This is a genomic window from Lysinibacillus sp. DFXJR4, assembly GCF_057196045.1.
In genome coordinates this window covers 17,308-27,423 of sequence record NZ_JBXUNW010000029.1, presented here as the reverse complement: position 1 = coordinate 27,423, position 10,116 = coordinate 17,308, and the positions used below count along the sequence as shown (strand labels likewise).

The 10,116-nt window shown below is 38.4% G+C and carries 7 protein-coding genes and 1 other annotated feature; of the genes, 6 read left to right on the top strand and 1 reads right to left on the bottom strand.

The genetic code is table 11. The annotated features are described in order from the left end of the window. The first annotated feature begins 383 nt into the window (after positions 1-383). From guaB to asnB, 3 genes are all read left to right on the top strand, one after another. Complete coding sequence (gene guaB, locus AC2CGN_RS25040) at positions 384-1,847, top strand: IMP dehydrogenase (protein ID WP_286925828.1); 1,464 nt, start codon at positions 384-386, stop codon at positions 1,845-1,847. Between the two features lie 139 nt (positions 1,848-1,986). Continuing rightward, complete coding sequence (locus AC2CGN_RS25035; protein ID WP_429989334.1) at positions 1,987-3,318, top strand: D-alanyl-D-alanine carboxypeptidase family protein; 1,332 nt, start codon at positions 1,987-1,989, stop codon at positions 3,316-3,318. 93 nt (positions 3,319-3,411) lie between these two features. Next, positions 3,412-5,250: an asparagine synthase (glutamine-hydrolyzing) gene (asnB, locus tag AC2CGN_RS25030; protein ID WP_484516888.1), complete on the top strand. Its 1,839-nt coding sequence runs from the start codon at positions 3,412-3,414 to the stop codon at positions 5,248-5,250. A gap of 24 nt (positions 5,251-5,274) precedes the next feature. Here asnB and pdxR read toward each other — a convergent pair whose 3' ends face one another. Continuing rightward, positions 5,275-6,696, bottom strand: coding sequence for a MocR-like pyridoxine biosynthesis transcription factor PdxR (gene pdxR / locus AC2CGN_RS25025; RefSeq protein WP_484516886.1), 1,422 nt, complete (start codon positions 6,694-6,696; stop codon positions 5,275-5,277). Positions 6,697-6,800: 104 nt separating this feature from the next. On the opposite strand from pdxR, the gene pdxS reads away from it, so the two are divergent. The 3 genes from pdxS (at position 6,801) to serS (ending at position 9,871) form a co-directional block, all read left to right on the top strand. Continuing rightward, positions 6,801-7,685, top strand: coding sequence for a pyridoxal 5'-phosphate synthase lyase subunit PdxS (gene pdxS, locus AC2CGN_RS25020; protein ID WP_429983569.1), 885 nt, complete (start codon positions 6,801-6,803; stop codon positions 7,683-7,685). 1 nt (position 7,686) lies between these two features. Next, positions 7,687-8,250 carry a pyridoxal 5'-phosphate synthase glutaminase subunit PdxT gene (gene pdxT / locus AC2CGN_RS25015; RefSeq protein WP_484516884.1) on the top strand — a complete coding sequence of 188 codons (564 nt, stop codon included), beginning with the start codon at positions 7,687-7,689 and terminating at the stop codon, positions 8,248-8,250. A gap of 49 nt (positions 8,251-8,299) precedes the next feature. Then, positions 8,300-8,516 (top strand) — a binding site (T-box leader). 74 nt (positions 8,517-8,590) lie between these two features. Further along, positions 8,591-9,871 (top strand): serine--tRNA ligase, encoded by a 1,281-nt coding sequence (gene serS, locus AC2CGN_RS25010; RefSeq protein WP_429983571.1) that lies wholly within the window; start codon positions 8,591-8,593, stop codon positions 9,869-9,871. Positions 9,872-10,116: the final 245 nt, after the last annotated feature.

The window sequence follows — 10,116 nt, the reverse complement described above, 5'->3', positions numbered from 1 at the left end:
AGCTCTTTAGCGCCGATGGTAGTTGGGGGCTTCCCCCTGTGAGAGTAGGACGTCGCTAGGCAAAGACAGTCAGCTGTATGCTGGCTGTTTTTTTATTTTTAGTGAAAAATTTTACTAATCTATCAACATTTTCATAAAAATTGTCCAAAAGACTAAATATAGCGGAGTACAAAATAGTATTTACATCCTAAATGAAACAGAAGATTTTAAAATTTAGAACGGATCATCATCATTTATTTAAAGAGTTATAAGGAATAAAATTGCTAAATTTACCTCCTTTAAAAATCTGAATTGTCTTTCTTTTATAAGTTTCTTGACAGTAGCTTGGCACGTTGTTAATCTTACAATTAATATTCTTTTAACTATAGGAGGACGTTACGAAAATGTGGGAAACTAAATTTGCCAAAGAGGGTTTAACTTTTGATGATGTATTATTAGTACCAGCTCATTCCGAAGTATTACCGAAAGATGTTGATTTATCAGTTCAACTAACGCCAAAGATTAAATTAAACATTCCAATGGTTAGTGCTGGTATGGATACAGTGACAGAGTCTAAAATGGCAATTGCTATGGCACGTCAAGGTGGTATCGGTATTATCCATAAAAACATGGGAATTGATGAGCAAGCTGAACAAGTAGAAAAAGTAAAACGTTCTGAAAACGGTGTTATTACAAACCCATTCTTCTTAACTCCGACTCACCAAGTTTTCGATGCTGAGCACTTAATGGGTAAATACCGAATCTCTGGTGTACCGATTGTTGATAGTATGGAAAATCAAAAATTAGTAGGAATTATTACAAACCGTGACTTACGTTTTATCTCTGACTATTCATTAAAAATTGAAGATGTTATGACAAAAGAAGATTTGATTACAGCTCCTGTTGGTACGACTTTAGAGGATGCTGAAAAAATTCTTCAACAATATAAAATCGAAAAGCTACCAATTGTAGATGATGAAGGTAAATTAACAGGGTTAATTACAATTAAGGATATTGAAAAAGTAATTGAATTCCCTAACGCTGCAAAAGATATACATGGTCGTTTATTAGTAGGCGCTGCAGTTGGTGTCTCAAAAGATACGATGGTACGTATAGAGAAGCTTGTGGAGGCTCAGGTTGACATCGTAGTAATTGATACAGCACATGGACATTCGGAGGGCGTATTACAAACAATTCGTTCAATCCGTGAAGCGTATCCAGAGCTAGAGATTATTGCTGGTAACGTAGCAACAGGTGAAGGTGCACGTGCTTTATTTGAAGCTGGTGCAGATGTAGTTAAGGTTGGTATTGGTCCAGGATCTATTTGTACTACACGTGTTGTAGCTGGTGTAGGTGTACCACAAATTACAGCTGTTTACGATTGCGCTACAGTGGCTCGTGAGCTTGGTAGAACGATTATTGCTGATGGAGGTATTAAATACTCTGGAGACATCGTAAAGGCTCTTGCAGCGGGTGGTAATGTTGTAATGCTTGGTTCACTTCTAGCAGGTACTTCAGAATCACCTGGTGAAACTGAAATTTTCCAAGGACGACGCTTCAAAGTTTACCGTGGTATGGGTTCAATTGGAGCTATGGAAAAAGGATCAAAAGATCGATATTTCCAAGAAGATGCGAAGAAATTAGTACCGGAGGGAATTGAAGGTAGACTTCCTTATAAAGGACCTCTAGCAGATACAATTTATCAACTTATTGGTGGTATTCGAGCAGGTATGGGATATTGCGGATCGCCTAATTTAGAGTTCTTACGTGAAAATGCCCAGTTCGTTCGAATGACAGGTGCAGGTTTACGTGAGTCACATCCACATGATGTACAAATCACAAAAGAATCACCGAATTATTCGATGTAATATATTACTAGCAACTTTTATGCTCTCGAATCGTCTACAAAGATGGCTCGAGAGCTTTTTTATGTTAGAGAGTACCCACGTAAGTTACTATCTATGATAAAATGTCGTGGACAAGATTATTTTTTGGAGGGCTTTAAAGGTGAAAAAGACAATGAACACCCTATTACGCTTGCTCCTAATTCCGGTTTTGTTATTTAGTATTTTTGCAGGTATTCCTGCGAAGGCAAATGCAGAAACAGATTTAGGACTACATGTGGATGCTGCGATTTTAATTGACGCAGATTCAGGAAAAATTTTATATGAACAAAATGCAGATACTTCACTAGGTATTGCAAGTATGACAAAAATGATGACAGAATACCTGTTATTGGACGCAATTGATGCAGGTACAGTTAAGTGGGATCAGGAATATCATGTAACTGATTATACGTATCGTATGTCACAAAACCGTGCGTTAAGTAATGTACCATTGCGTAGAGATGGAACTTACACAATCCGTGAATTATATGAAGCAATGGCCATTTATTCAGCAAATGCTGCCACAGTAGGTATTGCAGAAACAATTGCAGGTACTGAAGCTGAGTTTTTAAAGCTGATGAATAAAAAGGCTGAAAAGCTTGGTCTTAAAGACTATAAATTCGTGAATTCTACTGGACTTAACAATGCAGATTTATTTGGAATGCATCCAGCTGGCACTGGACCATCAGATGAAAACGTAATGCCTGCTAAATCTGTAGCCAAATTAGCATATCATTTACTTAAAGATCATCCAAACGTATTAGAAACGTCTAAAATTGCAGAAAAAACGTTCCGTGAAGGTACAGATGATCGAATTGAAATGAGAAACTGGAACTTAATGCTGCCCGGATTATTGCACCAATATCAAGGCGTTGATGGATTAAAAACGGGTACAACAAACTTTGCTGGACATTGCTTTACAGGTACTGCAGAGCGCAATGGTACTCGTTTAATTTCTGTTGTTATGAAGGCTGTAGATGCAAATGGGCAGGAATCAAAAAAAGCTCGATTCGACGAAACCGCTAAATTATTTAACTATGGTTTTTCACAATTCTCAAAACAAGAAATTATTCCAGCGAAGTATGCGTTTAAAGATCAGAAAACCGTAAAAGTTACGAAAGGGAAAGAAAAGAAAGTAGCCATTGCTGTAAAAGAGCCTGTATCTTTTATGATGAAGTCATCTGATAAAGATTTATATAAACCGAAACTAGTATTAGATAAAAAGAGTTTAGAAGCAGAGGTTAAAAAGGATACAGTTGTCGGAAAGGTAGTTATTGAGCGCTCAGAGGGTACTGATTACGGTTTCATTGATGGTAAGGAACTAACAGCTGATGTTGTCACTACAGAGGCTGTGGAGCGTGCTAGTGGTATCTCATTATTCTTCCAAGGTATCGGTAACTTCTTTGGCAACTTATGGGGTGGTATCTCCGACTTTGTTGGCGGCTTATTTTAATTTAATCATTTAAGAACACGTAAATTATTACGTGTTCTTTTTCACATTTTAGAGCAATACTGCATACGCTAATAGGCGAAAGGATGTGGCTAAATGTGTGGGATTACAGGGTGGGCTAGCTTTCAAAAAGATTTAAGAACAAGTGAAGAAATCATCAAGTTAATGACGCAAACTTTAAAAAAGCGCGGTCCCGATGATGAAAATATTTGGTGTAATGAGCATATAGCATTTGGCCATCGACGGTTAGCCGTTATCGATTTAATCGGTGGCAAGCAACCAATGACTAAAGTTCATGAAGGTTCAAATTATGTCATTACATACAATGGCGAGCTTTATAATACAGAAGAATTACGAAAGGAGCTTCAAAATCGAGGATATATATTTACTACACATTCAGATACGGAAGTTTTGCTAACAGCTTATATTGAATGGAAGGAGCAATGTGTAGATTTTTTTAATGGTATTTTCGCTTTTGGGGTATGGGATGAACAATCACAATCACTATTTTTATGTAGAGACCGACTTGGGGTAAAGCCTTTGTATTATACAGAGCAACAAGATGGTTTGCTATTTGCATCTGAAGTGAAAGCACTGCTAGCACATCCTCTGATAAAAGCAGCCGTAAATACAGAAGGATTAGCCAATATCATAGCTGTAGGGCCTTCTCGAACACCAGGGAAGGCGCTTTTTCAAAATATTAATGAATTACGTCCGGGATATGCAATGCGCTTCTCAAGGGAAGGTGTACGAATTTGGCAGTATTGGCGCTTGCAGAGCGAGCATCATGATGAGTCATTAGAAGATACAGTAGATCATGTCCGTTTTTTACTGACAGATGCAATTGAACGACAGCTTGTTTCGGATGTACCAATTTGCACCTTCCTATCAGGTGGTTTAGATTCTAGTATTATTACAGGCATTGCATCCAACAGATTTCAGCAACAAGGGAAAGATAAACTTCATACGTACTCTATAGATTATGAGGATAATGAGCGCTTTTTTAATCCGCATACATTTCAAACATCGACAGATACTTATTGGATTGAACAAATGACAAATACATTTCAAACTGACCATCATGCTGAAGAAATCTCTCAACAGCAACTAATTGATTTGTTAGTGGAATCTGTGATTGTTAGAGATTCACCAGGAATGGCAGATGTAGATTCATCATTATTATGGTTTTGTCGTGAAATTAAAAAGGAATTTACAGTTGCCTTATCAGGTGAATGTGCTGATGAAATCTTTGGAGGTTACCCATGGTTTACTGAGACGACAACAGGTTTTCCTTGGATTCGTTCACTAGCTGAAAGAACAACAATGCTACAAGATCGATGGCGTAAGAAACTGGCAGTTGAATCATACGTACAGCATGTTTATACGCAAACAATAAAGGAAGTACCATATCTACAAGGGGAGAGTGTAGAAGAGGCAAGGCATCGTGAAATGTTCTATTTGAATATGGTATGGTTTATGCAAACATTGTTGGAACGAAAGGATCGCATGAGTATGGGGGCAAGTCTTGAGGTTCGTGTTCCATTTGCTGATCATCGTCTTGTGGAATATACATGGAATATTCCTTGGGAAATGAAAAATTTAGGTGGAATGGAAAAGGGATTACTTCGTAAAGCAATGGACCAACTATTGCCCAAAGAAGTATTGTATCGTAAAAAGAATCCGTATCCTAAAACCTATCATCCACTTTATACGACGGGTGTTCAAAAATGGCTAGGGGAAATAATGAAGGATAAAAATTCAATTCTTCATGAATTATTTGAACGACAGAAGCTTATTGAGCTAATTGAGTCTGGTGGCAGCTCTTTTAAAGTTCCTTGGTATGGGCAATTAATGGCAGGTCCTCAACTTTTGGCTTATTTAGGGCAAATTCATACATGGTTTGAACATTATAATATTCAATTAATTGAATCATAACTGAAAAGCATCAATCAGCCCACATTAACGTGGGGGTGATTGATGCTTTTTTATATCCCAACAATCCATAAGTTTCTCAATGGAATGTTCTATTTCATGTACTGGTATACCTCCAAAGCCCAGTAAAAATTGTGGCTGTGATGCTGCAGTGTGATCTAGGCGGTAATCCGATAATGGATAAATACCGATATCGGCATTAGAGGCGAGCTGTTGTAAATGTTTTTCAGATAGTTCATGCTGTACCTCTAATAATATATGCATCCCTGCTTGCTCTCCAGTTATTTTAATTTGCTTAGAATAATTTTCTAAAATAGAAGTAAGCTTATCATGTTTTTTACGATAAATTTTCCTCATCCTATTTAAATGTTTGGCAAAATGACCGTCCCGCATGAAATTAGCAACAATATGTTGATCGAATCTAGGTACTGTTGAGGAGTAGTAATTAAATACGTCATTATAGGTTGCGAGTAATTTTGGCGGGAGAACAAAATAAGCAACTCGTAAGGATGGCATTAATGATTTTGTAAAGGTACTCATATAAATGACTTTATCGTTTCGATCGAGTGCATGTAGAGCAGGAATTGGTTTTCCAGTATAACGGAATTCAGAATCATAGTCATCCTCAATGATATAACGAGAGGTACTCTGAGCAGCCCAATTTAATGCCTGTGCACGTCTTGTAGCCGACAATACTGCACCTGTTGGGAACTGATGAGAGGGTGTGATATATACAACGTCAGCGCTCGTTTTTTCGAGTTCATGAATGAAGATCCCTTCTTCATCAACAGTAATTGGATAGACCTTTCGTTTATGCTGAGAAAACATACGATGTACGGCTGGATAACCTGGATTTTCAAGGGCAAAGTAAGTGTCATCATTAAAGAGTCGTAAAATCATTGGAAGGAGCTGCTCCGTCCCTGAACCCACAACTATTTGCTCAGGACTACAAACAACTCCGCGCGATTGGTATAAATAATTTGCAATCTCAGTACGTAAAGATAGCTCTCCCTGCGGTTCACCAGTTAATAATAATTCCTTTGAAGCATCATCAAAAAGCTCTTTTGCATATTTGCGCCAAGTTTGAAAGGGGAATGCATGAATATCAATAGAAGCAGGATTAAAATCTATTTTGTATGTTTTTTTCTTAGGCAGCTCACTTAAAGAAGCAACTGTGTCCTGTTGAATATAGGGAAGCTCATCAATTTCCTCAACGAAATATCCAACGCGTGCTTTTGACATAATATAGCCCTCAGCTAGTAGCTGTGCGTATGCAATTTCAATTGTTGTTTGAGAAATATTCAAAAAATCGGCTAATTTTCTTTTTGATGGCAATTTTTCTCCTACTGCAATTTTCTTTGTAATGATAGCTTCTTTAATGCCGCTATAAAGCTGATCATAGAGCGGTTTTTCGCCATCTTTTTCTAGTTGAAATAATAGCATATCCACGTATATTTCCCCTCCTGACCCTATAGATAATAATAAAACTGGATATTTTGATGTAGTCAATTTCCATTATACTAGACTTCATCACAAAGGTGGAGGTTAGATATATGAAACAGACAGGAACAGAGCTAGTAAAAAGAGGAATGGCGGAAATGCAAAAGGGTGGCGTCATTATGGACGTAATAAATGCTGAGCAGGCGAAAATTGCTGAAGAAGCAGGAGCTGTAGCTGTTATGGCATTAGAAAGGGTCCCATCAGATATTCGTAAAGCGGGCGGTGTTGCACGGATGGCTGATCCTCGAATTGTTGAGGAGGTTATGGGGGCTGTCTCCATTCCAGTAATGGCTAAGGCACGTATAGGGCATATAGTCGAAGCAAGAATTTTAGAGGCAATGGGTGTTGATTATATCGATGAAAGCGAAGTATTAACACCTGCAGATGAAGAGTTTCATTTATTAAAAAGTGAGTACACTGTACCATTTGTTTGCGGCTGCCGCGATTTAGGAGAAGCTGCTCGACGTATTGGTGAGGGAGCTTCAATGCTGCGAACTAAAGGTGAACCAGGAACAGGGAATATTGTAGAGGCTGTGCGTCATATTCGTAAAGTGAATGCGCAAGTTCGTAAGGTAGTTGGTATGACAGAGGATGAACTCATGACAGAGGCTAAAGTACTTGGAGCACCATTTGAATTATTAAGAGAAATTAAACGAAATGGGCGTTTACCAGTTGTAAACTTTGCAGCTGGTGGTGTCGCTACGCCGGCTGATGCTGCCTTAATGATGGAGCTCGGGGCTGATGGTGTGTTCGTTGGTTCAGGTATTTTTAAATCAGAAAACCCAGAGAAGTTTGCAAAAGCAATTGTAGAGGCTACGACACATTATAAGGATTTTAAGCTTCTAGCAGAAATATCAAAAGAGCTAGGGGTTCCGATGAAAGGCATTGATATTGCACAGCTCAGTCAAAATGAGCGTATGCAAGAGCGAGGCTGGTAACATGAAACGAATTGGTGTATTAGCATTGCAAGGAGCGGTACGAGAGCATGTGCAAATGCTAGAGTTTCTAGACTGTGAGGTAGTCTTGGTCAAACAGCACAATGACTTACAGCAACTAGATGGACTTGTGCTACCTGGTGGGGAGAGTACAACAATGCGAAAATTGCTAAATCGATACGAGCTGTTGGAGCCAATTCGTACACTTGCCAAAACTGGATTACCGATGTTTGGAACTTGTGCAGGTTTAATTTTATTGGCAAATGAAGTAGTGGATGATGAGCCGCATTTAGCGATCATGAATGTAGCAGTAGCAAGAAATTCTTATGGAAGACAGGTAGATAGCTTCGAAGTAGACCTCAATATACCTAAAATAGGTAAATCAATCCCTGCTGTTTTTATACGCGCACCTCATATTGTATCTGTTGGAGACGATGTTGAAATTCTAGCAGAGCATGAAGGGAAAATTGTTTTAGCACAGGATGGACATTTATTAGGCTGTTCATTTCATCCTGAATTAACAAAAGATACACGTATTCTCAAATATTTTTTATCGTCTATAGTATGACTTGCAAAATCTCGTTACGTATAGTACAGTATGGATAAAATTCAAATAACTGAACACGATGATGGGAAGTAGTAGCAAGCACGTTTTTTTTAGAGAGTCAGCGGTTGGTGAAAGCTGATAAAAACACTTGTGAATCCGTCCTGGAGTTGCACAGTCGAAGTTAATGAAGTAGGCTGTCGCCGGCTGAAATGCCGTTATGAAATAAGTGGATTAGACTAAATGTCTAGTCAATTAGGGTGGCAACGCGGGTAGCTCTCGTCCCTTTTATGGGATGAGGGCTTTTTTGTGTTCTCCTGACTTATTATTTCCCATCATCTAGAATCTACTGGAGGTATGAACGATGTTAGATATTAAACGCGTGCGTGATAATTTCGCCGAAGTTAAAAGAATACTATTAACACGTAATGAGGATTTAGGAAACTTAGATGATTTTGAAGAATTAGATGCCAAGCGTCGTGAATTAATTGCTAAAACGGAAGAGCTTAAAGCAGAGCGTAATAAAGTATCTGAGCAAATTTCTGTGATGAAGCGTAATAAAGAAAATGCGGATGAAGTAATTGCTCGCATGCGTCAGGTTGGCGATGAAATAAAAGAACTGGATGTCCAATTAAATGATGTAGAAGACCGTTTTAAAGATATGATGATGCGTTTACCAAACATCCCGCATGAATCTGTACCAGTGGGCACAACAGAGGATGACAACGTTGTGGAATATACTTGGGGTGAGGTACCAACATTTGATTTTGATATTAAACCACACTGGGATATTGCAACAGATTTAAAAATTGTAGATTTTGAGCGTGGAGCAAAAGTGACAGGTAGTAGATTTTTATTCTATCGTGGGCTTGGAGCTCGTTTAGAACGTGCGCTAATGACATTTATGATGGATTTACATGCAGAGGAGCATGGTTATGAGGAAATCCTACCACCTGTCATTGTTAATCGTGATAGCTTGACGGGTACTGGAAATCTTCCTAAATTTGAAGAAGATGTATTTAAAGTAGAGGAAACAGATTATTTCATGATTCCAACGGCAGAGGTACCTGTAACAAACTTCTATCGTGATGAAATTTTATCTGTTGAAGCATTGCCGCAGGGCTTTGCTGCATATAGTGCATGTTTCCGTTCAGAGGCAGGCTCTGCGGGACGTGATACACGTGGTTTAATTCGCCAGCACCAATTTAACAAAGTAGAATTAGTGCGCTTTGTAAAACCGGAGGAGTCATATGAACAGCTAGAGCTATTAACTGGTCATGCTGAAAAGGTACTACAATTACTTGGCTTACCTTACCGTAAACTAAAAATGTGTACGGCTGATTTAGGCTTTACGGCAGCAAAAAAATATGATTTAGAGGTTTGGATTCCAGCACAAAACATGTATCGTGAAATCTCTTCTTGCTCTAATTTTGAGGATTTCCAAGCACGTCGAGCAAATATTCGCTTCCGTCGTGAAGCAAATGCAAAACCAGAGTATGTACACACATTAAACGGCTCAGGTCTTGCTATTGGACGCACAGTAGCGGCTATCCTAGAAAATTATCAGCAAGCGGATGGAAGCGTAGTAATTCCTGAGGTATTAAGACCTTATATGGGCGGGAAAGAAGTAATAGCTCCTAAATAAAGTTTACTCTGCTCCGAGGAAGGTCTGTGCAATAGGCATTCCAGACCGTAAATGGACACCTAAAAATTTTTTCCTAAGCTATTTTAGATATACCTTCTTCCAGGTTTTCTAAAATAGCTTTTTGGCTTCATCACAAAGCTTAAATTTAGTGAAAATCAAAACTTTGTAGGTGGCTCAACCAATTTTACTGCAATGTTTATCGAAGGTTAGTGTGTTTTTTACACTCATAATTATAAAAAGAAGGT